The sequence below is a fragment of the Chryseobacterium sp. KCF3-3 genome, assembly GCF_045865955.1.
Lineage (GTDB): Bacteria > Bacteroidota > Bacteroidia > Flavobacteriales > Weeksellaceae > Chryseobacterium.
In genome coordinates this window covers 750,238-775,613 of record NZ_AP035792.1, presented here as the reverse complement: position 1 = coordinate 775,613, position 25,376 = coordinate 750,238, and the positions used below count along the sequence as shown (strand labels likewise).

Sequence of the window (25,376 nt, the reverse complement as noted above, 5' to 3'; positions counted from 1 at the left end):
AAGCTGAACAGGCTTCTTTTTTTTATGTTAAATTTTTAAAAATATTAGTCTACTGATTTGGTGGACTAATATTTTTTTATATTTTTGTCACAGATTTAAATGCAGAACGCAATATGATCTGACAATGTTTAACCCAAAAATGTTTAGCAATGATTACACCTAATCCCGGCCTGCAGGTTTTGCAAAATAAAATAAGCCTGCCTAAAAAAGAATTATTACTGGAAATAGAGTTGAATGGCAAAATGAAATTTGAACATTTAATGAATACCATCTATAATCAGTTTGGAATTTGCCATAGAGTGTTATCTGCTAATGTAGAGTACGTGAACGGATATAGTTTCGGTTCGGTACAGTTATATATTAATGTCAATTCAGATGATTTTCAGCAGCTTGAAGTCTATCTGAATAAAAATAAACTTATCAATACGACGGTAGAATATACCTGCAGAACCTATTTTTAAGTGAGATTCATATAGTTTTAATTACCAAAGTGTCCGGTTTTTTACCGGGCACTTTTTATTTTTTACAAAAGAAGATGATAAATACATTAAAAAGGTCAATTGTTAATCGGGACAAAATTCCCCTCCAGAGGAGGGGTGGCAAAAATTTAAAGAATTTTTGACGGGGTGGTAAAACAAAAAAAGCGCTCAGATATTCTGAACGCTTTTAAATAAAATTCTTGACTTATCCCTTTATTTATACTTAAGATTAATAAGTAATAAAGGTTTTCTTATTGATAACCCTTCAACAGGCTGAGGGTGACAGCCCTAATACCAACCGAAATTTTAAGCGTTGTCAGGCTGAGCCTGTCGAAGCTATTAAAGGATTAGCTCAATAAAATAATTTTAGATTCTTTCGATGTCAGCACCAATAGCTCTTAGTCTTCCATCAATATTTTCATATCCTCTGTCGATTTGCTCGATATTGTGGATAATAGATTTTCCTTCAGCAGAAAGTGCAGCAATAAGTAGTGCGTTTCCGGCTCTGATATCCGGGGAAACCATTGTTGTTCCTCTTAATGGAGCTTCCTGGTTTAATCCGATTACTGTAGCTCTGTGCGGATCACATAAAATGATCTGAGCTCCCATATCGATTAACTTATCCACAAAGAATAATCTGGACTCAAACATTTTCTGATGAACAAGGATACTTCCTTTTGCCTGAGTAGCTACCACTAAAATAATAGATAATAAATCCGGTGTAAATCCAGGCCATGGCGCATCCGAAATGGTAAGGATAGAACCGTCAATAAATTTCTGGATTTTATAATGCTCCTGAGCAGGAATGTAAATATCATCACCGCTTTGCTCAAGCTCAATTCCTAATTTTCTGAAGGTATTCGGGATCACACCAAGCTGGTTCCAGTTTACATTTTTGATGGTGATTTCAGATTTTGTCATGGCTGCAAGACCAATCCATGATCCGATTTCCACCATATCCGGTAGCATCGTGTGCTCCGTTCCTCTAAGGTAGTCCACCCCTTCAATCGTAAGAAGGTTGGATCCGATTCCTGAGATATTAGCACCCATTCTGTTCAGCATTTTGCATAATTGCTGAAGATAAGGTTCGCAGGCAGCGTTGTAGATTCTTGTTTTTCCTTTTGCCAGAGCTGCCGCCATTACAATATTAGCAGTTCCGGTAACAGAAGCTTCCTCCAACAGGATGAATTTTCCTCTTAATTCTTTAGCTTTTAAAGAATAGAAATATTCCTCTTCATCATAATTGAATTCAGCACCTAATTCAACAAGTCCCTGAAAGTGAGTGTCCAATCTTCTTCTTCCGATTTTGTCACCACCCGGAGTTGGCATATAAGCTTCTCCATAACGGGCAAGCATTGGTCCCATCAGCATAATGGATCCACGTAATTTTGCTCCGTCCTTTTTGAACTCGTTAGATTTAATATAATCAAAATTAACCTGGTCTGCCTTGAAAGTATAATCTCCCTGTCCGTTTTTAGTAATTTTTACACCAAAATCTCCAAGAATTTCAATCAGTCTGTTCACATCATGAATATCCGGAATATTTTTGATTCTTACTTCCTCGTCCGTCAGAAGAACCGCACATAAAATTTGTAGAGCCTCATTTTTGGCTCCTTGTGGAGTTATTTCACCCTGCAGTCTTTTTCCTCCCCTTATTTGAAATGTTCCACTCATTATTTCCTGTTTTTATGATTGTTATTGTGCCTTCTCTTATTAGGCTGGTTATTATTGTTTTTATTATTGTTGTTATTCCTGTTGTTATTGTTATTATTTCGGTTGTTGTTATTGCTGGTGTAATAGATTTTACTCTTTTCAAGAGAGTCTATTCCGGTAAGATCCAACCTGTTTTCAGACAGTTCTTTCAGGTGGCGGAAAATCACATCATCCGTCACATGTTCTTTATTATAGACATTATAAGACTTCTTCATATTGTTGGCAATCACCTCAATAAGGGCTTCTTTTTCATCACCCGTTTCCAGTTCGATTGCTTTTTCTATCAATTGAAGAATACTTTTTCCGTAGAACTTAAAGTCACCTTGAAGTTTTGGATATTCCATTCTTTTAGGTTTTTCTGCCAGCTCTTCCATCGTAGGGAAGGGATAAGGAGAATCTACATCCAGATCATGATTGGCAAGAATATAAAGATGGTCCCAAAGTTTATGTTTATAATTTTCCTCGTCGCGAAGTTGTGGGTTTCTCTGACCCATAAAATCGATGATTGCCATAGCCATTTCGTTCCTTTCCTCTTTGGTAGGAAGTTCTTTGCAGCGCTCAACCAACTGTTGTATAATTCTGCCATATTCTGGCATATGAAGCTGAGTTTTTTGGGTATTGTATTCCATAGTATGCAAATATATGGATTAAAAGAAAAATTGTCTCGGGATTCTGAAAAATTTATGATTTTTTAATGAAAAATTTAGATGCCTTTCTTATTGATTTATTGTGGAAAATGAAAATATTTCCCATTCATTTGAATTTGTTTTTAATAAAATTGTATCTTGTTTAATAGATTGATAATTAATTAAAGCGATGAAAAAAACAAACTTTTTCCTTTCACTGCTGGCTTTAGCATTAGTAAGCTCATGCAGAACCAGTGATGAATTGACAACTGAACCTTCCAGGCAAGAAGAGGTTCACAACAAAACAGTGAATGTTACCCATCACGATGGCCGACCCTTCAGTACAGGAAGTGGTTCAGGTTCTGCACAAAGTAAATTCACAGCCGGACCGGGCGGTGGAGTTCTGATGCAGGGGTTTTACTGGGATGTTCCGGAAGGAGGTAACTGGTGGAATACTGTTAAAGATAAATTAACCGCATGGTCTACTGCCGGAATTGGAGCTGTATGGTTACCGCCAGCATCAAAAGCTCAGAATGGGGCTTATTCTATGGGATATGATCCTACCGATTATTATGATTTTGGAGATTTTAATCAAAATGGGAGTACCGAAACCCGTTTCGGATCCAGAGCTGAACTGGAAGCATTGATTACCAAAGCGCATGCTGAAAACATGCAGGTGTATGCAGACATTGTCATTAATCACAACAGTGGAGGACAATCTGAAGCCAATCCTTTTACAGGAACCAATACCTGGACGAATTTTTCAGGAGTGGCATCCGGAAAATTCCAGAGAAACTACAATGACTTTTATAAAAATTCTTACGGGAATAATGATGAAGGAGCTTTTGGTGGCTTCCCGGATTTGTGTCACGCTAATCCTCATGTGCAGGACTGGCTTTGGGGAAGAGATGATTCCGTGGCGAAATATTATAAAAACGTGATGAAATTTGATGGCTGGAGATTCGATTATGTTAAAGGGTTCGGTCCATGGGTTGTCAATACCTGGAATTCAAACGTAGGAGGATTTTCAGTTGGAGAATTATGGGATTCCAACGTCAATACGTTAGAGTGGTGGGCAAATAATGCGAACAGTTCTGTGTTTGATTTCGCTGCCTATTATAAAATGGATGAAGCCTTTGATAACGGAAACTTAAACGTTCTGAATGATGATATGATGTGGAAAAGAAATCCATACAAAGCAGTGACTTTTGTTGCGAATCATGATACTGATATTATTTATAATAAAATGCCGGCCTATGCTTATATCTTAACTCATGAAGGTTATCCCACCATTTTCTACAGAGATTATGAAGAATGGTTAAACAAAGAAAAGCTGAACAATCTGATCTGGATTCATAATAATAAAGCTACCGGAACTACTTCTATCTTATATACAGATAATGACGAATATATAGCAAGACGTAACGGCTATAACGGTAATCCAGGGCTTGTTGTTTATATCAATACGTCTTCAAGCTGGCAGGAAAGATGGATAGAAACAAATTGGAGCAGTCAGCAGATCAAAGATTTCACAGGAAATTCAAGTTGGTATCCAACAACTCAGGGAGATAAATGGGTGAAAATCCAGTGTCCGCCGAATTCTTATTCTGTGTGGTCGCCTAATTTATAAGTAATGAGCAATCGGTAATGAGCAATAATAAATGATGAATTATAAATTATAAATTATAAATTATGAAGTTGTTATTCAGTTTAATTTCCATTAAACATTAAACATTAAACATTAAACATTAAACATTAAACATTAAACATTAAACATTAAACATTAAACAAGAACAACTATACGTCTTATTTGTCATTCCGTAGGAATCCATACAATCCATTATTTTCAATGTCAAATTGTATGAGTTTCTTACGGAATGATATTTTTGAATATAATTAAAACCATTAAGAAAGGTTTAAGAAATAAAGTGTAATTAAGATGAATCATTCTGATTGTTAAGCTTAAAGCGAAACTCATCTTATCTTACTATTTCAAAAATAAAAGGTTTAAACAGATTCTTTATACAAGATTAAATGTAATACTAAGGAAAGATTACACCTGAATAAATTTTTTCTTCTGATGCTGATCTGGTAAATAACATTTTTGATTGGCCAGTTTCATTCTGTTTCTGGAAATAACATCATACACTTTATCACTTAAAGAGGCAGGCAGGATTTTCCCAACAAAGGAAAGTTTATAAACTCCTCCCAGTAAATTAGCGATTTCCAGTACGGCTCTTGATTTGATCTGATAATACCGTCCGGGTTTCCAAAGATACATCGTATTGAAGACATTGGTTTCAAGTCCTCTTTCGGATAAAAACTGCTGTCCGAAATCAGATTGAAGAGAAGCAAACATGAATTGGTCTTTTTTATCTCTCTCCAAAATCCATTGCACCCAGAAATTGCATACACCGCAATCTCCGTCAAAAAATACAATATGTTTATTTTCCCAGTTTTCCATGACCTTATTTATTAAACATGATTCCTCTCTCAGTGTCTTCTTTTACTTTTTTGAAATATTGAACAAGATCTGCACGCTGTTCATCAGACAGTTTAGCATCCTGATGCCCTAAATAATAAGACTCGAGCGGCATTTCTTTTTTCTCAACCATTTCTATACATTCTTCAAGTTTATGAAGCTGTCTTTTAGGTTCATATACTGCAAAGGTAGAAAAATTAAGATGTTTTCTTCCTTCATCAATGTGATTTTTTACCCACCATGAAGTTGGGGAAATACTGCTATACCATGGATATTTGGTTTCATTTGAGTGGCAGTCATAGCAGGACGTTCTGAGGGTACGGGAAATTTTTTCCGGAGTATTTTTAATCTTCAGAAAATCCATTCCCGGAGTAAGCGGTGGATTTGTTTTATCAATGGGGAAAAACTGGATGATGATAAAGGCAACGAGAACTACAACAATTATTTTTTTCATAGCAGATGTTCATGTTTGATCTATATAAAGGTAGTTAATTTATTTTTAGTGGGATATAACTATAAGCTGGAAGCTGGGAGAGGGGAGAGGGAAGAGAGGAGAGAGAAGAGCTTTTAGAAATTGTTGAAATAGCGTGTTTTTTCAGAAATCATCAGGTTGTTTTTCATGATGCTGCTCAACTTCCTTCTTCCAGCCTCCAACTTTCTTTCTTCTTTAAAATTCTTACGTTGAGTAATTCTAAATTGCGTTGTATATACCTGTTTTTATTTAAGTTGATCTGAAAAATGACTAACTTAATACCTCAATTATGTCTTAGCTTTAAAGCTTTTGAAAATATTTATTTATAGTTTTTAACTATCGTTGAAATAAAAATTAATAGATTGTATTTATCGATTAAACGTTGTAGGTTTGTCATGTTCTTACAACAGAGAATTGAAACTGTATTAATCAACATAAAAAATAAAATAAACGACAATGGAAAAAGATTTGAATGACATCAGTAAATGCCCGTTTCATAACGGAACAATGAAAAAGAGTGTAGCAGGAGGAGGAACCCAGAATTCTGATTGGTGGCCTGATCAGCTTAGAGTAGATCTTCTTCGCCAGCATTCTTCCCTTTCTGATCCTATGGATAAGGATTTTGATTATGCCAAAGCATTTGAAAGCCTTGATCTGGAAGCTGTAAAAAAAGACCTTCATGCATTGATGACAGATTCCCAGGACTGGTGGCCGGCAGACTTTGGTCATTATGGTCCTCTGTTTATCCGTATGGCCTGGCATAGTGCCGGAACATACCGTGTAGGTGACGGAAGAGGTGGAGCAGGAGCCGGGCAACAACGTTTCGCACCATTAAACAGCTGGCCTGATAACGTAAGCCTTGATAAAGCAAGAAGATTGCTATGGCCTATCAAGCAGAAATATGGAAGAAACATTTCATGGGCAGACCTTTTAATCCTTACAGGAAATATCGCTCTTGAATCAATGGGCTTCAAAACATTCGGATTTGCCGGAGGACGTGCAGACGTTTGGGAACCGGATGCTGATATCTATTGGGGATCAGAAAAAACATGGCTGGGAGGTGACTTACGTTATGCTCACGGCTCAGAAGGAGTTGTAGAAGGACAATCAGCAGTGCTTCCTACCGATGATAATGCGGATGGTGATATTCATTCAAGAAATCTTGAAAATCCATTGGCTGCCGTACAGATGGGACTTATTTATGTAAATCCTGAAGGTCCGGACGGAAATCCGGATCCTATTGCTGCCGCTAAAGATATCCGTGATACTTTTGGTCGTATGGCGATGAATGATGAAGAAACCGTAGCATTAATTGCCGGAGGACATACTTTTGGTAAAACCCACGGTGCTGGCCCTGCAGATCATGTAGGCAAAGAACCTGAAGGAGCTGGAATTGAACAGCAGGGACTTGGATGGGCAAGCACTTATAAATCAGGAAGCGGAAGAGACGCTATTTCCAGTGGTCTTGAAGTAACCTGGACAGAAACTCCGACTCAGTGGAGTAATTATTTCTTTAAAAATCTTTTCGAAAATGAATGGGAATTGACAAAAAGCCCTGCCGGAGCTCACCAATGGGTAGCTAAGGATGGAGCAGATATTATTCCTGACGCATTTGATTCTTCCAAAAAGCATAAACCAACCATGCTTACCACAGACCTTTCGTTGAGATTGGATCCTGTTTACGAAAAAATTTCAAGACATTTTTATGAAAACCCTGATGCGTTTGCTGATGCTTTTTCAAGAGCATGGTTTAAGCTGACACACAGAGATATGGGACCACGTGCCCGTTATTTAGGTCCGGATGTTCCGCAGGAAGAACTGATCTGGCAGGATCCTATTCCTGAAGTGAATCATGAACTGGTTGACGGAAATGATATAGAAGCATTGAAATCAAAAGTATTAAACTCAGGATTAAGCAATGCCGAACTGATCTCTACAGCCTGGGCTTCTGCTTCTACTTTCAGAGGAAGTGATAAACGTGGTGGGGCCAACGGAGCCAGAATCAGACTGGAGCCTCAAAGAAACTGGGAAGTAAACAATCCTTCACAACTTAATAAAGTATTAAACGTACTGGAAGGAATTCAGAAAGAATTCAACGATTCTCAAAACGGAGGTAAAAAAATATCATTGGCAGACTTAATTGTACTAGCAGGAAATGCTGCTGTAGAATCTGCCGCAGGAAATGCTGGTCAGGAGGTGAAAGTTCCTTTTGCTCCGGGAAGAATGGATGCTTCTCAGGAACAGACAGATGTAGAATCTATGGGTTACCTTGAGCCTGCTGCTGACGGATTCCGTAATTATCTGAAAAGAAAATATACGGTATCAACAGAGTCTTTATTGATTGATAAAGCACAGCTTTTAACTCTTACTGCCCCTGAATTGACGGTATTAGTAGGAGGAATGCGTGCTTTGGATACGAACTTTGACGGTTCAAAACATGGCGTATTCACCAGCCGTCCGGGAGTTCTTACCAATGATTTCTTCGTGAATCTTCTGGATATGGGAACGCAATGGAAAGCAATGTCAGATGACAGAGAACTGTATATGGGAACTGACCGTTCAACAGGTCAGCCAAAATGGACGGCAACACGTGCGGACCTTGTTTTCGGATCTAATTCTGAATTGAGAGCTATCGCTGAAGTATACGGAAGTGCTGATGCACAAGGTAAGTTTGTGAAAGACTTTGTGGCAGCATGGACGAAGGTGATGAATTTGGATAGGTTTGATATATAAAAAGTAATTTTTAGATAATAGGAGAGGCTGTCTAAAAAGTCCAAAAAAATATCCCCGTTACTTAAAAAGTTTCGGGGATTTTTTTGTTGTTTGTCCTTTAAGATTTATCTTTAAGGTGCACCCAAACAAACATTGATATGAAAGTACGGTTTAAATCTTTACCCACCAATACTCCCAGCTTATTTCCTGAAGATATTTTTGATAAGATAGGTGCTAATGATCCGGTACGTCTTATCAATGAATTAGTGGATAACTTGAATATCGATCATATTATAAGTGAATATAAAGGCGGTGGAACGACAAGTTTTCACCCCCGGATGATGATCAAAGTTTTATTCTATGCCTATTTCAACAATATTTATTCATGCCGTAAAATAGAAAAGGCACTTGGAGAAAATATTCATTTCATGTGGCTTTCCGGCAACAGTAAGCCTGATTACAGAACCATCAATTACTTTAGGAGCAAACGGCTTAAAAACCATATTCACCGTCTTTTTGCAGATGTTACCGTTGTTTTGCAGAATTTAGGTTACGTAAGTTTAAATGTTCAATATATAGATGGTACAAAAATAGAATCATCTGCCAACCGATACAGCTTTGTATGGAAAAAATCTGTAGAAAAGAATAAATTAAAACTGGAAGCTCAAATTCATTCCGTACTTGAAGATATTGAATCCCAAATCAAAGAAGAGCGTTATGAATCCCATGAAAAGACCCTTCCAAAATCTATTGACAGCAGAGAGCTTCAGGATAAAATAGCAGAACTTAATCACTCTGTGGCACAGGACAATAAAACCGGTAAGAAGCTCATTAAAAAGCTTCAGCATCAGGACCTGCCCAGATTACAGAAGTATGAAGATCAATTAAAAATACTCTCAGGCCGCAACAGTTATAGTAAGACAGATCCCGACGCCTGCTTCATGCGGCTCAAAGACGACCATATGAAAAATGGGCAGCTTAAGCCAGCCTATAATGCACAGATCAGTACTGAAAACCAGTTTATCACCCATTACAGCATTCATCAGACTCCTGGAGATACCACTACATTGAAGGATCATCTTAACAGCTTTGAAAATCAGTATCACAAACAAAGTAAAGAGGTAGTAGCAGATGCCGGATATGGAAGTGAAGAGAATTACGAAATGATGGCAGAAAAAGCTATAGAGGGCTATGTAAAATATAATAATTTTCATAAAGAACAGAAGCGCAGTGAGAAGAACAATGCGTTTGCTGTACAGAACTTATATTATAATGAGGAAAATAACTTCTATGTATGTCCCTGCGGACAGCAAATGAACTTTATCGGTAAAGGCAAAAGAATCAGCAGTAACGGATATGAATCTCAGGTACATTATTATCAGGCTTTCAGATGTCAGGGTTGTCCTCTTAGAGAAAGCTGCCATCAAAGCCAGGATAATCGATTAATCGAAGTGAATTATAATCTGAACCATCACAGAATGAAAGCCAGACAAAGGCTGATATCTGAAAAAGGGCATTACCACAGAAGTAAACGGCCTATAGAAGTAGAAGCTGTATTCGGGCAATTAAAAAGCAATAATAAATTTTCAAGATTTACTCTAAAAGGACTTGAAAAAGTAAATATTGAATTTGGATTAATGGCATTGGCACATAATCTTAGAAAATTAGTGAAAAACAGAAAACTTAACCGTAAAAATTGGCTAAATACACTTAAATGCAAACAACATATGCATCTTTTCCATAAGTATATGAAAATCCAAAAGTATAAAATTGCTGCATAACTATACGCAGTCTCAAAACAAAAAAAAAGAGGCTGACCTTTTTGGACAGCCTCTTTTGATTTATCAATACTAATTGAATTTTGCTGATTTTGCCAAATATTAAACTATTCATAATCAGTTTTAGTATAAATGTTAATCACATTGTTTAGTGGAAAAATATTATAGAATATTTATTCAATTGAGAAAAAAATAAATTTATAAATGGCTAAAATTTAGATGTTTAAGTTATGTGATAAAATCACAACAAAAAAGTTGTAGTTGATCAGAAACTATCCTATTTTCGAATCAGATATAAAAAAATTATCAAGAAATATCATTGGAGAGTACTTATCAAAAGTTTACGAATTTAATATTATTACTTTAAAGTTTTTTATAACAATTTAATACGACAAGTTTTGTCGCTTTGCAGGTATATATTTGCTTTATTAAAGAGAGTTAAAACATTTTCTTTGGGATAAAATTTAAGAATCCCTAATTTTGAACACATTAAAAACATAACTATGAAATAATAATTCTACTATACAATTTGTGATTTCCATATCACAATAAATTAATCAATATTTACTTAACAATAATTACAACACAAGTATGAAAAAACTCTACATGGGTGCATTGTCTCTATGCACTATTACGGGCATATTTGCCCAAGAAGTACTTTGGCAGAAAGATGTAAAGTCCTCAGCCCAGGATTTTTTAAGCCAGATCACTACAACAATTGACGGACAATATCTTGTATCAGGAAGTTCTATTCAGAGTGATAAGCTTCAACAAAACAGCAAACAGAACAACGGTTACGATTTCCATCTGATAAAATTAAATCAGAAGGGAGAACAGGTTTTTGAAAAATATTTTTCAGGAAACAATCACGACTATTTATCTTCAACTGTCACTACTCAGGAAGGTGGTTTTCTGATCACAGGTTCATCGTATTCAGGAAAAGGACTGGATAAAAAGGAAGATTCTAAAGGTGGTTCAGACATTTGGTTAATTAGAATCAATGAATTTGGTGATGAATTATGGCAGAAAACTTTAGGAAGCTCATCAGATGAAGAAGCAAAAGCTGTGATTCAGACTACAGATTTGGGATTCTTTGTTACTGGAAGTGTACAAAATTCCCCTAAAGGTTATGGTTCAAAAGATGTTCTGATCATTAGGTTAGATAAGGACGGAAAGGTTCTGTCTGACCAAACATTGGGGGGACGTGGACTTGATGAAGTAGAGAAGATGATCCCTACTCGTGATGGAGGAGCACTACTTGGAATTTATTCCAGAAGTTCTATAAGTGGGACAAAGAAAACAGAAAACTTTGGCGAAGGCGATTACTGGATCGTAAAGCTCGATAAAAACGGAAAAGTAGAATGGGAAAAGAACTTTGGAGGAAAAGATGATGATCATTTGAGAACTCTGGCATTAACTTCAACTGGCTTCATCATTGGCGGAGAATCCAGATCAGAAAGATCAGGAAACAAAACCGTCGGATTAGAGGAAGGAACAGACCTTTGGCTGATTGCTTTAAATGAAAGAGGAGATGAACAGTGGCAGAAATCTTACAATTTTAAAAACAGAGATATCCTGATGGGAATGAGTGTTCTTCATTCAGCAGATGACAAATCATCCAAAGGAATCTTATTAGGTGGCTATACTCAGGCAGAAGGAAGAATACAAACAGATGATGAAACCTTTTGGATGCTCTATCTTGATCAGAATGGAAATGAACAATGGAGAAAACATATCAAAGGAGAATCGAAAAAGAAGGAAGAAAGACTTTCAGACTTAAAGTTGAATAGAGATGGGTCAATCATTCTGGCCGGAACCAGTGCAGAAGAATTAGGTAAAGAAAACTGGAAGATTGTTAAACTGGGAGACAAACAGGTTGATCAGCTCATTGAAAAATACGATATCAAAATATATCCGAACCCTGTTTCTGATTATACTTATGTAGAAATTGGTTTTGACTTCAGAGTTGCGGATATTCTGCTGTATGATATGTCTGGAAGACAGCTTCAAAGTCTCACCACTAAAAACAGAGTCACTAAAGTTAATACTCAAGCTTTGGTTCAGGGGGCTTACCTGGTGACAATTAAAACAGATACAGATAAAACAGCTAATGCTAAACTAATAAAAAAATAAACACAATGAAAAAAATAAAGCTAAGTATTCTTTTACTAGGAGTATGCTTGGGAACAAATGTTATTGCACAAGATAGGCCATCAGAGAGCTTATCTTTAATAAACGGAGTGACTACAAATAATGATTTATATAATGGTGCTGTTAATGTAACCATCCCACTATTTAATATTCCAGTTGGAAATTTGACACTATCTAATGAGATATCTAATGCATCAAACGGATTTATGCCAAGAGTTGATGAAAGTATTTTTGGATTGCACTGGTATGCTAATCAATTTGGAAGTATTACCAGAGAGGTTAATCGTGATTTTTTGCTAACAAAATATGCTTCTGTTGATGCAGAACATGGACTTGCGGGAATTTACCCTCCTGAAGGAGCTCGTGATAGAGAAACCAATGATTGTATCATTCAATCTCAGGAATTTGGTAATGGATTTAATCCTACAAAAAAGAGAGTTCTACAAGACCCTAATAATAGCGGTATTAGATCTGAATTTATTCCAGATAAATTCTATTTCGATTTTTTTGGATATAAAGGTTATTTTATATTTGATAATATGGGAACTCCTTTTGTATTTTGCGAAAATGCAAAATTACAAGTCTTAGGAGCAGCTTCTTTGGCCTCTAAATGTTACTCTACAATAGCTCCCATCGATTTTCAAAATAAAAATGTTAATGAGATCAGAATCATTGATGATAAAGGGAATACTTTTTATTTTGGAGGTTCTTATGATGCTTTGGAAGTAAATTATTCTCAGTTTAATTTTATAGGTAGTTATTACAATCCTGTGCTTCAATCAACTTACTCATTTTCAAATGCAAGTAGAGCAAACTATATAGTATCATGGTTCTTAAAAAGAGTCGAGTTGAATAACGGAGAAATAATAGAAGCGGACTATAAACATGGAGATTCTAATATATTTAACTCTTTTACACAGAAAACATTAACAGACTCTTCTGGATTCCCAACAAGTTATCCTACCGCATCGCAAATAGATGCCTCAAATAATGAGGTGTCAAAATCATATGAGGTTTCGACCGCCACAATTGATAATTTTGTAAGTATAGAAAATTATACTAAAAGGGCAATTGTAGAAAAGATACAAGTCATTGGAAAAAATACAACTGTTAACTATAATTATTTTAAAGATTCCAAGAATCTAATACATCTCGGATCAATAAATTTAAACTATTTTGGGAAATCACAGGATATAACTTTTAATCAAGCTCCTTTAGGTGGAGACAACTACAGATATTTTTTGACATCTGTAAATAAAAATAATGAAACTTATTCTTTTCAGTATGAAAAAACGGATAATCTTCCTCCTAAGAATACTTATGGAACAAATGATTTTGGATTTTGGAATGGAACAAGTTTTAAAGGAATAGGTAATTCTAGCAGTTTTTTTAATGCTACATTATTAAAAAAAGTAATCTATCCAAATAAGGGATATACTATGTTTAATGGTGAAAAAGCAAACGTATCAAAAGAAATTTACGAAAATTTAGCTGATAATATTAGTGAGATTCCGATAAATAGACTTGCAAGTAAAATAGATTATGATGGTAGTAATGAATACAAAACAAATTATCTTTATCAACTGAGCAATGGTAAAAGCTCAGGAATACTAGTACTTAGAATGATTAGTGGGAAATTGCTTAAACAACAAGTAAAGTATAGCCAGGTTCAGGAGGTTACTGAAAATAAAGGTAAAATAGAATATTTTTTTAGTGATTTTGCAACTAATCCAGACGATTATTCTATTAAACGATTTAATACTTCTTATCTTTTCTTTAATTATAAGGATAATAGAGCGCATCAAAGAGGAAAATTGTTTAAAAAGAATATATTTGATGCGACCAACAAGTTATTAGAAGAACACCAATATGAATATCAAAGTTTTCTAAGATCAGAAAGTGAGTTGGTTGACTTAGGGTTGATTAACTGTACTACATGTAAATTGTCAGATGATGCTTATTATGTATTAACTGCTATTGATAGATCATCTATGCAAAACGGAGTTTCAACCAAAACGGCTACAATGTATGCCCCTGTAATTCCATATTTACTAAAAAAAGAAAAAATAATTAACTATCTTAATGACAAGCAGGTTTCAGTAGAAACAGATACAAAGTATAGAGAATCTAACATATTCTGGCATCCTTACCCAGAAGAAATACAAATAACAACCGCTGCAGGGATAAGCATTAAGAAGTATGTTTACCCATATGAATTAAAAACTGGATGTCCAGGTTTAAGAGGATGTTCTGATGATAATACCATTGTAGGAGGACAGTTTGCCAGTTATTCGACAATGGTTAATTCCAATATCTGGACTCCTGTTATAGAAATTGTAAAAAATGAGAACAACAAGTATTCTCTTCAGGAAAATCTATTTCATACCTGGCCAATTGTACCTAAAAAGATCAGGAATTCCAAGCTTAATGCTGATCTGGATTTTACAAACTATAAGATCAGTCTAGATAAAACTGTAGATCAGGTAAATTATGATGTAATAGACAATAGAGGTAATTATATTCAAACAACAGATAAATTAGGTATTCCAACAGTAACAATTTATGGATATAAGCAAAGCCTGCCTATTTTAAAGATTACAGGTCTTACGTATGCACAGCTTATGCAAACATTAGGACAGTCAACTTCTTCTACTGATTATTTAAATCTTAGTATTGTGACTAAATCTAATGCGGATATAGATACATCTTCTGAACAGAGTTTAATTGATGAACTGAATACAGTAAGAAATAATCAATCTTTAAAAAGCTATCCAATTACAACTTATACTTATGACCCTTTGATTGGAGTAACAAGTGTTATCCCTCCTTCAGGAGTTAGAGAGAATTATATCTACGATTCGGCAGGAAGACTTCAGAAAATAGTAGATGTAAATGGACTGACTGTAAAGGAAATGAAGTATAACTATAAAAACTAAACTGATGAAAAAATTAATAATACCGATAGGGGCCTTGCTTTTATCCAATATAACTTATGCCCAGCTTTCAATTATTTCAAATAATGAAAATTATATTCAGACCAAGACCTATCTGGATTATAATGGAACTTCTCCAACAAAATCCTCGGAAACGGTACAGTATTTTGATGGGCTGGGAAGACCTAAGCAGATTGTCAATTTACAAGCTTCACCTCTGGGACGTGATGTGGTTACTCATATTGAATATGACCAGTTTGGAAGACAGGTAAAAGATTACCTGCCTGTTCCCCAGCTTTCTACCAGCAATGGAAACTATTATTCAGGACCATTGGGTGTTTATCCTACAACCTATGGTAATGAGAAGATTTACTCCGAAAAAGTATTGGAAAACTCGCCTTTAGATAGAATTTTGGAACAAAAACAAGTGGGTAGTGACTGGAACGGAAAGTCTGTGAAATTCGGATATGAAGCCAATTCTACCTTAGATAAGGTCAAAAAGTTTACTGCTCCTACAACATGGGTAAATAATGCTACAGAGTCAGATGTCGTTAACAATGGGATGTATGGAGATGCTCAGTTATATAAAAATACAGTAACGGATGAAGACGAAAATAAGACTATAGAATTTAAAAATGGTAAAGGACAGGTCATATTGGTAAGAAAGATTATAAGTACTACCGAGAATGCAGATACATATTATGTTTATAATGAATATGATCAGTTAACATTTGTTATCCCCCCATTGTTATCTAAATTAGATAGTTGGACAATAGTACAGCGAGATGCTTTAGCATATCAATACCGCTATGATACAAAGGGCAGATTAGTAGGGAAGATGCTTCCAGGTAAAGGCTGGGAATTTATGATCTATGACAAACAGGATAGGCTTGTGGGAACTCAGGATGCTGTATTAAACGCAAAAGGGCAATGGCTATATACGCAGTATGATCAGTTTGGAAGAGTTGTTATTACGGGACTTGCTACAGGAGGAGACCGCAATACGGAACAGACATTGGCTGATGGTTCAAATAATATGACACGGACTAGTTTTGTAGTCTTTACCAGACAGGGAATGGATGTTTATTATGATCCTGGTGTCACTTATCCTCATGCCTCTAAGTGGGTTACTTTATTATCTGTAAACTATTACGATGGCTATCCGGCATATAGTTTCAATCCAGCATTTCCCACTGCTATTATTGGAGAGCCTGTATTGCCTGAAACACCTGCTACAGATGGAAGAAGTACTAAAGGCTTACCCGTTATGAGTTTAGCTAAGAATATTGAAGATGACAATTGGACAAAGAATTATATCTATTATGATAAGAAAGGAAGAGTGATTGGTACCCATTCTATCAATCATTTAGGAGGGTATACCCATACAGAATCTAAATTGGATTTTGCAGGAGTTACCAAGCAGACTGTAACCAGACATAAAAGACTTACTACCAATACTGAAAAAGTCATCACAGAAACATTTGATTATGATAACCGGAACAGGCTGCTGGTACACAAACATCAGGTAGACAGTAACCCGGTAGAGATTTTAACCCAGAATACGTATAATGAAATTTCTCAGATAACCACTAAGAAAGTCGGGGGAACTGATGCTGCCAATCCGTTACAATCTATAGATTATAAGTATAATATCCGTGGATGGCTGACGAAAATTAACGATCCGGCTGCTTTGAATGGAAAACTCTTCGGATATGAAATTAAATATACTAATCCTGTATACACAAATTTAGCTTCAGGAAGATATAATGGAAATATAGCAGAAGTAGATTGGAGAAATGCTTCAGAGGGAGCATTGAAAAGATATTCTTATGTTTATGATTCTCTGAACAGACTGAAAGATGCTATTTATACAGAACCTGGAGCTACCAACCCGTATAATAATAATTTCAATGAAAATCTGACTTATGATCTGAATGGAAATATCATGACCCTGAAAAGGAATGCTTATCCCGTATCAGGAACTACAGCCACACAGGTAGATGATCTTGAATATAAATATACAGGAAACCGTCTGAATCAGGTAATAGAAAACTCATCTAATCCATCAGGATATGAAGGAGGAAACAATATTATTGGTTATGATCTTAATGGGAATATGACAGATATGAAGGATAAAGGAATTCAGTCTATTATTTATAATAATCTGAACCTTCCCACATCAATAGGGATACAAAATATCGGATATATGGGGCAGATCAGTACAACGAATATAAATCATTTATATCGTGCTGACGGTGCAAAGCTTCGTAAAACCATTGTGCAACAGTCTTATATGGGGCTTCCCATCACCCGAATGACAGATTATCTGGATGGTTTTCAATATTCTTATATAGATGACGGAGGTAGCTGCATTACTTGTAGAACAGAAACAGCGTATGAGCCTCAGGCTTATTCAAAATTTGCAGGACCAATACTTACCACACCTAAGTGGAAGTTAGATTTTGTACCGACTTCAGAAGGGTTTTATAGTTTTGTTGAAAATCGTTATATTTACAATTATAAAGATCATTTAGGAAATGTGAGGGTCACTTTTGCAAAGAACAATGCTGGTGTAGTTCAGTCAATGGATACGAATAATTATTATCCATTTGGATTAAACCATATAGGGGGAACCTCAAGTTCAAACTTTGGTAGTTATTACAATTATAAGTACAACGGTAAGGAGTTGCAGGAGACGGGAATGTATGATTATGGTGCGAGGATGTATATGGCAGATATTGGACGTTGGGGTGTAATCGACCCGCTGGCGGAAACTTCGAGAAGATTCTCAACGTATACATACGCATTAGATAATCCTATAATGTTCGTTGACCCTGATGGTAGAGAAGCTCAGCAATGTTGTGGAAAATTATGGGACATGACGAAGGCTTATTACTCTGGTTTATACCAAGGTGCAAAATCTACAATTCAAGGAACTGTTAATTTTGTTAAGCATCCAATAAATACTTTAAATGCACAAGGTAGAGCAATGGCAAAAGACCCTGTAGGAGCTATGAATAATCAATTGAAAAGTGTTGCTAAAACTGTTTTACCAATAACTAATGTTTATAGTTTAGGATATACAGCTGCAACAAAAGGTGTACATGCCGCAGGAAAAGAAGCAGGAAGTGATTTAACACAAAAAGCAATTGATTTAACTGTTACTGCAGGATTAAAAGGAGCTGGAAATTTAATAAGTAAGGCAAAGGCACCTGCAGGAGCGGGAGCTGTAACTGAAGGGACTAATTATTCTAAACTTTTAAATCCTACAAGTGAATTTGACCCTGTTAAGACTTTGTATAGAGGAACTACAGGTTCAGAATCAAAAAGTAGTGCCTTATTCCTTACAGATAATGCTGAAGTAGCTGGAACCTATACAAAAAATGGCGGACAGGTAATGCAGTATGATTTAAGTAATTCTGGTTTATATATGTTGGAGAAAACAGGTGAACTTGAATATAAAACAGGGATAAATGCGGGTTCAACTACCGTATCAACTGAATATTTATTTAAAGGTAAAAATTTAGTAAATGCAGTGAATGAAAAGGCTACACCACATAATCCTTAAATTTAAAATTATGAATAATAAAAAGTTTTGTTGCGAAAAATTTGCATTTCGCTATAATGGTGAAAAAACAATGGGATTGAATTTCAGAGTAGTAAAGTATAGCGAGAAATTTCTTGAGAAAGAAGCTGAAATATATAATAAGAAAATAGAAGATATTTTTGATAAGGCTTACTTTGTTACTGATGGATATAGCGGATTAATTACTGATTTTAGCATTAAGAAAATGGTCATAAATTATTGCCCATTTTGTGGTCAAAAGTTGAGTGACTTTTATAAATCGGATGACTATGCTCAAGAAATGATAGGATAATTTTTAATAAAAAAAAGCCACCAAATTCGGTGGCTTTTCTATTTATCTTTCTTTGGAAATTTCAGTAATATATGATACAGAAACACTTCTTTGCCTTCTCTGAGGTGCGAAGTTTTTAAGATTCTATTGTTGGTGTATTTAGTTTCAATATCTTTACTATCGCCATTTTTAGAATAGAGAAATTTCATTTCAGAATCAATAAATTGCTGATAGGACTTTGTAAAATCTTCAAATTTATTCTCAGCAAGATTACAGTAAACTATTACATATTTATTATAAAGCCCTTTAGAATCATAGTTTTGCTCCAATTTATTAATATGAGATGTAATATTGTTGGTATCAATATATTCTAAGTTAAATGCTTCTAAAAAATATTCCGTCCCGGATTCGTCTTTTACAACTCCATCAATACTGCCTTGCTTTATTCCTGTTCCCGATTCCCCGTACCTTGACTGGTCTTTTGCTTCATATTTTTGTGGCAGTAAATCTAAAATTTGTCGTGTTCTCGTATCTTCATCAGCATTCCAAAATATTTTATTCTCCTGTAACTTATAAGATGCTTTCATCAAGTCATTTAACAACGGAATCACATTACTAAAGGCGACAAAAGGATTTTTTTCAATAATTGGTTTTATTTCTTTAATAAATTGAATCTCATCTTTCAACCATTCTTTTAGAATTTTTCGGTATTTAGTCTCACCAGCTGCGCAAAGTCTTCTGACCCCAGCTGCGCAAAGTCTCCTGACTTTGAGCCAGTAATAAAGTTCATTTTTAGAATAAATCCTCGCAATTTGCGAGGATTTTTGCTTATTTTTACTTTTGGCCCTCGCTGCCGCACGAATCCTTTCTTGTGGTGAAATAAGTTTATAAACAGGTTCTGGTAATTATATTCCTCCATCCAATATAATTATCTGAATTTACCAGGAAAAGTTACCCAAAATTCCAAGATAACTGATTATATTTACAGAGCAGACGGAGTGAAAGTAAGAAAGGTTTTCGGAACAGAAACAACCGATTATCTGGATGGCTTCCAGTATACCAATTCTGTATTGAAATTCTTCCCAACGGCAGAAGGATATTTTAATGTTGAAACTGGAAAGTATGTGTATAACTATACTGACCATCTGGGAAATACAAGATTAAGCTATGCTAAGAATGGGGTAGGATTAGAGATCATTGAAGAAAGTAATTATTATCCTTTTGGATTGAAGCATGAGGGGTATAATGTATTGACGGGAAATTCTTTGTATAAATACAAGTACAACGGCAAAGAACTTCAGGAGACGGGAATGTATGATTATGGTGCAAGAATGTACATGGCAGATATAGGTAGATGGGGAGTAATAGATCCACTGGCTGAAAAGATGACAAGACATAGCCCTTATAACTATGCTTTTAACAATCCTTTGAGATTTATTGATCCTGATGGAAGGCAGGCAACAGATTGGTATCGTAACAAGACGACAGGTAATTATGTATGGAAAGATACTAATAAACAAATTGCAGGCTATGAACATTTAGGCAAAAATTATCAATTTGGAGAATCCTATAATGGACAGGACAGAATGTATTATATGCATGCCAATGGTTCTGCTACAGCTAAAACAGGTAATAATAGTGTTACCCTTGCTCATGTTGAAAATGGCAACTCAATTAGAACCATTAATGGTGAAAAAATTACATCATCTGCAACAAGTGTAAGTGGGTTAGCTGCTCAGGTTTCATATAATCAAAAATTAATGGGCTCTGTTGGTGTTACAGGAAGTTTTGGTTATGTGGCAGATTCAAATACTGGGACTTTTGGAGGGAAATTTTATTATTCTTACGGCTGGTCTGTGTCAAATAATAGTGGTTTTTCAGCCGATTTTAATACAATAAAGTCTACAGACCCAGATACTTTATTTAAAGTTAATGACTTTAAAGGTTTTGGAAATAGTGTAACAAGTGGATTTGGAGGTGGATTTTCTTGGGGAGGATCTTCTTTAACTCAGAAAGCTGATGGCTTAGATATTTCACGTGGTCAAGAATGGGGCAAATATCCGGGAGGATATACTACGTTTGGATTTTCATATGGTCTTCAAAATAAGCCTTCATTCGGGATTTCAATATCAAGAACACAAACTAGATTTGTTAGCGATATACCTAAAGATTGGAAATAATGGATAGAAATAAGAGTTTGTTAACAGCGTTAATTATTATTGCGATAATATTTTTGTACAATCGTATATTTTCATCAAAAAGTGGAAATGGTTTTTTAGATGAAGTGAAAGAAAAGGAAATAAAATCATTAGTTATCAAAAAGTATATAAATTACGATAATCACAATATACCATTCCTTGTCTATGGAAATAAGGATAGTATAGTGATTTACAGGGACTGGTGGGAAAATATTTTTGTTGGTGATTCAATAATAAAACCGAAAGGTTCTTTAGAAATAGTTATAAAAAATCCTAATGGAATTGAACGGTTTAATTATCAAGATAAATTTGGTTTAGAGAATTAGTGGCACCACTTTCTCCCCCGCTGCCGCAGATAAACAAAAAGCCACTGCAAAATTGTGGTGGTTTTATCTATTTTTCTTGAAACCGTTATATTTACCAATATAAAGATCATTTAGGAAATGTGAGGGTCACTTTTGCAAAGAACAATGCTGGTGTAGTTCAGTCAATGGATACGAATAATTATTATCCATTTGGATTAAACCATATAGGGGGAACCTCAAGTTCAAACTTTGGAAGTTATTACAATTATAAATTTGGAGGAAAGGAACTACAGGAAACTGGATGGACTGACTTTGGAGCCAGAATGTATATGAGTGATCTTGGTAGATGGGCAGTAATAGATCCTTTGGCAGAAAAGATGAGGAGGTGGTCTCCATATAATTATGCATTTGATAATCCAATCCGATTTATAGATCCAGATGGAAGAGCTCCTCTTGATGATCATTTTAATAAGTTCGGGCAATATATTGGTACAGATAAGAAAAATACGCATAACGTTATTGTGCATACTAATAGCTCTGCTACAAAATTATCTGAATTGAAAGGAGATACAGGAGCCGCAATGTTATCTCAATTAGATTATAGTAGTAGAGGAACAACTAGAGCTGTTTCAAAGGTTTTGGCTCATTATGCTGGAGAAAAAGGTATCACAGGCTATATAGGGTTAGCTCAAATGGCAAGTGAAACAGCGGGAGCCTTTAATAATCCTCAAACAAAGAATACATTTTTTAACATTAATCAATTAGAGAATGGGCTATATGATAATGCATATAATATTAGATCTTCATTAAATCATGAAGCAGGAACCCTTGGTCATAAGAATGAAAATATTCCAGCTGATAAATATAAGTTTGTTGATCATGCAACTATTTATTTAAACGAAGCTAAGAATCCTGACTTTGGTAAGACAACAGAGAAATATAGATATGGACAAGCTGCAAGTTTTGGACAACGAGTTCTAAATGCAGCAGAAAAAGAAGCAAGTTACGGTAATAATCCAATGAATATGATTAATGAATATAACAATGGAAATACAGGAAGTGTGACTATCATACCATATAGTGGTGGAAATCAGATGCCAACAAACACAACTATTACAGTTCAAATAGGAAATAATACTTATAAAGCAAAATCATATGAAGATATTAAGAATCCCCAAGATTAATTATTTATTTTTAACTTTCTTTGTATTTTCATGTAAAGAAAATAAGCAAGCTAAAATAAAATCAGTTTTTTCAGGAGAAACCAGTAAAAAGTGGTACAGCTATAGTGTAGATAGTATACATGGTTCTCAAGCTTTTTACCCCTTTAGGGTCTTTGAATTTTTCAAAGATGGGCGACAAATTCAATATATTAATAATTTTACTACTAAAAATTTGGACACAATACCTGAAAGTGATATGTATAACCCTGGTAAATGGTTTGTTATTAATGATTCGATAGTTAGTATAAGCTCCGTAAGAAATCCAAAGAGTGGATATTATTATAAGTTTAATAGAAAGATACTTTACTCCAACAAAGACACAATTATTTTACAAGATGGAAAAGATGGTAACTACAAAGGTGTTTTAATCCTTACTAGATATAAAGGAAAAGAAAATAAACCTAGTAAATAGATAATAAAGCCGCCTAATTGGTGGCTTTATTTACATGCAAAATGCTTTGCAGATTAGTTTATTTGTGAAATACGAATGTAGAATAGAAGTGTAACATTTTTAAAGGGGGAGAAACAATAGGAACTTTAGCATCAACTCATACAGCTGGAAGTGTTGAGAGTTGGGGTGCGTCACTGTAAAAAGAAAATAGTATGAAAAATTTATTTATTTTACTTCTTGCTATGTTAGGATGCTCAGGAAGTAATAAGAAAGAAACCAAAATACAGAATGAAAATAATATAATTATCAAAAGTCCTGAATTTAAAACTGTATTAAAGAACTTTTATAAAGATGCTATTTATTACAATTCTCCAGGTTTAAGGAATGATACTATTTCGGTTTTTATTGGTAAATATGGAGAAGGTAAATATAAAGAATGCTCCAGACATAGCTCCTTATGTAAGTTCAAAAGAAGTGGATAAACTAGGAAAGGCTCTTTCAGCCCAATTATATGTTCCTGCTTATATTATGTCCGGGGGAACAGGATCTGCAATAGGAGACTATCTTATAGCAGCTGGACAACGAGGATTAACAGATCTTTCCACACAAACCTATTTCAAAGGCGGCATAAAGAATGTTGATGGAAGACAATTACTTATAAATACGGAAATGGAAGTGAAAGCCTTCAGGTCGCAGGTAAGATTGCATTAACAAACTTAACTCTTAATACATTTAATAATTTTGGGACATCTTTATATAATGGTAAATTCGAGGAAGATGCAGCAATAAATACTGCAAAGATATTTACCGGAATCTTAGGAAATACTGCAGGTGTAGTAGGTGGGAATACTTTTACCAATACTTTGCTACCAAGTATTTATATGAATGGAACAGATAAATTATTAAATGATGCAAATGATACATATTACAAAAATCAATCGACTGATAAAAAATAATTATCATATAATCCTTGCACTTGCTACATTCGTATTTATTATTATAGCATTCTTTCTATCTCATTTTAACTTAGAGGGCGCAAAGAAAAATGCAAAATATACTGTTGCTTATATAACGAGTGACTGGCATCAAAAAAATAATAACGGGGTTGGAACTGATTTTAAATATTATGTAAATGGAGAAAAAATCGAAAAAACTTGTGCTAACAATCTAAAAAATGGTACAAGATATATTGTACTATATGACTCTATACATCCTAAGAATTATATAATGTTATATAATCATCAATTGCCAAATAAAATAACAGCTCCCGTGAATGGATGGAAACTTGATCAAGTCCCCATTAAGCTTGATTCTGCGGATCTAAAATACTATTTTGAAAAATTGGGTTTATAAAAAAAAGGCTGTCTTAAACTTGAGATAGCCTTTTTTAAAGGTATTATTTATTCAGAAACAAATAATCACCTTTTATTAAATCTGTTGCAAATCCTTCTAAATTATGCTGTATAGTATCGCTAATAGGAATTAAATTGATATTTTTTTTATTGTGGTTTAGTTTTTCAAATAATTTAACTAGACTTATTAAATCTTCTTTGGAGTATAAAGAAAACGTATTATAAATAGTGTCTTTGAATTGATTAAAATGTATACTTTTTATAATTTCCTGCGTTTTCTTTTCATTCCAGTTATTTTCTTTGGCAGCTTGTTCTATTTTTTCAAGACAATAGCTATAAATATATTTTTCAAAACCTGCTGTTTTAATAAGATTATCAATAACAATTTTATTTTCTACTGTGGGCATTGATGGTGGTGGCGGTGCAGTTTCTTGTGCAAAAGTGAAGGAAGCAATAAATAAAGAAAAAGTAATAATAATTTTTTTCATAATATAATTTTTAATAAACAATAATGGTAGCAAGTCATACTTTTTTCTTCTGTCCAAAAGAAAGAACAGATAAAAAGAAATAGTTATAAATTGAGTTTCAATTTACACATTTTTTTAATTTTCCCAAGCTGCAGCACGAATCCTTTCGTGTGGTGAAGTATAATAACCACTGCTATTTTTGCAGTGGTTTTTGTGTTTATAAATGGGTTTAAATAA

General features: G+C 34.6%; 20 protein-coding genes and 1 pseudogene. 15 read left to right on the top strand and 6 right to left on the bottom strand.

The features are described 5' to 3' along the window. Positions 1-149 precede the first annotated feature (149 nt). A complete protein-coding gene (locus ACKTTZ_RS03520) occupies positions 150-461 on the top strand; it encodes an NIL domain-containing protein (protein WP_034695009.1) in 312 nt (103 codons plus the stop codon). 384 nt (positions 462-845) lie between these two features. Here the strand turns inward: ACKTTZ_RS03520 and murA are convergent, their stop codons facing one another. Together murA and ACKTTZ_RS03510 are read right to left on the bottom strand one after the other, a co-directional pair. Then, complete coding sequence (gene murA / locus ACKTTZ_RS03515; RefSeq protein ID WP_034695010.1) at positions 846-2,153, bottom strand: UDP-N-acetylglucosamine 1-carboxyvinyltransferase; 1,308 nt, start codon at positions 2,151-2,153, stop codon at positions 846-848. Next, positions 2,153-2,821, bottom strand: coding sequence for a DUF4290 domain-containing protein (locus ACKTTZ_RS03510; RefSeq protein ID WP_034695011.1), 669 nt, complete (start codon positions 2,819-2,821; stop codon positions 2,153-2,155). Before ACKTTZ_RS03510 ends, murA begins: the two co-directional genes overlap by 1 nt. A gap of 187 nt (positions 2,822-3,008) precedes the next feature. Between ACKTTZ_RS03510 and ACKTTZ_RS03505 the strand changes: the two genes are divergently transcribed. After that, positions 3,009-4,448: an alpha-amylase gene (locus tag ACKTTZ_RS03505; RefSeq protein WP_034695012.1), complete on the top strand. Its 1,440-nt coding sequence runs from the start codon at positions 3,009-3,011 to the stop codon at positions 4,446-4,448. Positions 4,449-4,871: 423 nt separating this feature from the next. Here ACKTTZ_RS03505 and ACKTTZ_RS03500 read toward each other — a convergent pair whose 3' ends face one another. Together ACKTTZ_RS03500 and ACKTTZ_RS03495 are read right to left on the bottom strand one after the other, a co-directional pair. Then, complete coding sequence (locus tag ACKTTZ_RS03500; RefSeq protein WP_034695014.1) at positions 4,872-5,282, bottom strand: thiol-disulfide oxidoreductase DCC family protein; 411 nt, start codon at positions 5,280-5,282, stop codon at positions 4,872-4,874. A gap of 4 nt (positions 5,283-5,286) precedes the next feature. Then, positions 5,287-5,754 carry a heme-binding domain-containing protein gene (locus ACKTTZ_RS03495; RefSeq protein ID WP_407847371.1) on the bottom strand — a complete coding sequence of 156 codons (468 nt, stop codon included), beginning with the start codon at positions 5,752-5,754 and terminating at the stop codon, positions 5,287-5,289. A 474-nt stretch (positions 5,755-6,228) separates the two neighbouring features. On the opposite strand from ACKTTZ_RS03495, the gene katG reads away from it, so the two are divergent. From katG to ACKTTZ_RS03465, 6 genes are all read left to right on the top strand, one after another. Beyond that, entirely contained in the window at positions 6,229-8,505 is a 2,277-nt protein-coding gene (gene katG / locus ACKTTZ_RS03490) for a catalase/peroxidase HPI (RefSeq protein WP_407847369.1), read from the top strand. A 137-nt stretch (positions 8,506-8,642) separates the two neighbouring features. Next, a complete protein-coding gene (locus ACKTTZ_RS03485) occupies positions 8,643-10,265 on the top strand; it encodes an IS1182 family transposase (RefSeq protein ID WP_407845762.1) in 1,623 nt (540 codons plus the stop codon). Positions 10,266-10,853: 588 nt separating this feature from the next. Then, positions 10,854-12,395, top strand: a complete 1,542-nt coding sequence (locus tag ACKTTZ_RS03480; RefSeq protein WP_407847367.1) for a T9SS type A sorting domain-containing protein — start codon at positions 10,854-10,856, stop codon at positions 12,393-12,395. 5 nt (positions 12,396-12,400) lie between these two features. Further along, positions 12,401-15,349: a hypothetical protein gene (locus ACKTTZ_RS03475; RefSeq protein ID WP_407847365.1), complete on the top strand. Its 2,949-nt coding sequence runs from the start codon at positions 12,401-12,403 to the stop codon at positions 15,347-15,349. A 4-nt stretch (positions 15,350-15,353) separates the two neighbouring features. Further along, positions 15,354-18,914: a DUF6443 domain-containing protein gene (locus ACKTTZ_RS03470; protein WP_407847363.1), complete on the top strand. Its 3,561-nt coding sequence runs from the start codon at positions 15,354-15,356 to the stop codon at positions 18,912-18,914. 10 nt (positions 18,915-18,924) lie between these two features. Then, positions 18,925-19,224, top strand: a complete 300-nt coding sequence (locus ACKTTZ_RS03465; protein WP_407847361.1) for a hypothetical protein — start codon at positions 18,925-18,927, stop codon at positions 19,222-19,224. 38 nt (positions 19,225-19,262) lie between these two features. Here ACKTTZ_RS03465 and ACKTTZ_RS03460 read toward each other — a convergent pair whose 3' ends face one another. Next, positions 19,263-19,889, bottom strand: coding sequence for a hypothetical protein (locus ACKTTZ_RS03460; protein WP_407847359.1), 627 nt, complete (start codon positions 19,887-19,889; stop codon positions 19,263-19,265). 225 nt (positions 19,890-20,114) lie between these two features. Here ACKTTZ_RS03460 and ACKTTZ_RS03455 point away from each other — a divergent pair. From ACKTTZ_RS03455 to ACKTTZ_RS03425, 7 genes and pseudogenes are all read left to right on the top strand, one after another. Next, positions 20,115-20,663 (top strand): annotated as a pseudogene (locus ACKTTZ_RS03455) (RHS repeat-associated core domain-containing protein); the annotation flags it as partial. Between the two features lie 719 nt (positions 20,664-21,382). Continuing rightward, positions 21,383-21,727, top strand: a complete 345-nt coding sequence (locus tag ACKTTZ_RS03450) for a hypothetical protein (protein WP_407847358.1) — start codon at positions 21,383-21,385, stop codon at positions 21,725-21,727. Between the two features lie 164 nt (positions 21,728-21,891). Beyond that, positions 21,892-22,890, top strand: a complete 999-nt coding sequence (locus tag ACKTTZ_RS03445; RefSeq protein ID WP_407847356.1) for an RHS repeat-associated core domain-containing protein — start codon at positions 21,892-21,894, stop codon at positions 22,888-22,890. Continuing rightward, positions 22,862-23,341 carry a hypothetical protein gene (locus tag ACKTTZ_RS03440; protein WP_407847354.1) on the top strand — a complete coding sequence of 160 codons (480 nt, stop codon included), beginning with the start codon at positions 22,862-22,864 and terminating at the stop codon, positions 23,339-23,341. Before ACKTTZ_RS03445 ends, ACKTTZ_RS03440 begins: the two co-directional genes overlap by 29 nt. A 191-nt stretch (positions 23,342-23,532) precedes the next feature. After that, on the top strand, positions 23,533-23,802 hold the full coding sequence (locus ACKTTZ_RS03435) for a hypothetical protein (RefSeq protein ID WP_407847352.1): 270 nt from the start codon (positions 23,533-23,535) through the stop codon (positions 23,800-23,802). After that, the gene (locus ACKTTZ_RS03430; protein WP_407847350.1) at positions 23,735-24,031 is read left to right on the top strand and encodes a hypothetical protein; all 297 of its coding nucleotides are present in this window, start codon (positions 23,735-23,737) and stop codon (positions 24,029-24,031) included. Before ACKTTZ_RS03435 ends, ACKTTZ_RS03430 begins: the two co-directional genes overlap by 68 nt. Positions 24,032-24,235: 204 nt before the next feature. Then, positions 24,236-24,673 carry a hypothetical protein gene (locus tag ACKTTZ_RS03425; RefSeq protein WP_407847348.1) on the top strand — a complete coding sequence of 146 codons (438 nt, stop codon included), beginning with the start codon at positions 24,236-24,238 and terminating at the stop codon, positions 24,671-24,673. A 43-nt stretch (positions 24,674-24,716) separates the two neighbouring features. On the opposite strand, the gene ACKTTZ_RS03420 is transcribed toward ACKTTZ_RS03425, so the two are convergent. Next, positions 24,717-25,160 (bottom strand): hypothetical protein, encoded by a 444-nt coding sequence (locus tag ACKTTZ_RS03420; RefSeq protein WP_407847346.1) that lies wholly within the window; start codon positions 25,158-25,160, stop codon positions 24,717-24,719. Between the last annotated feature and the right edge of the window lie 216 nt (positions 25,161-25,376).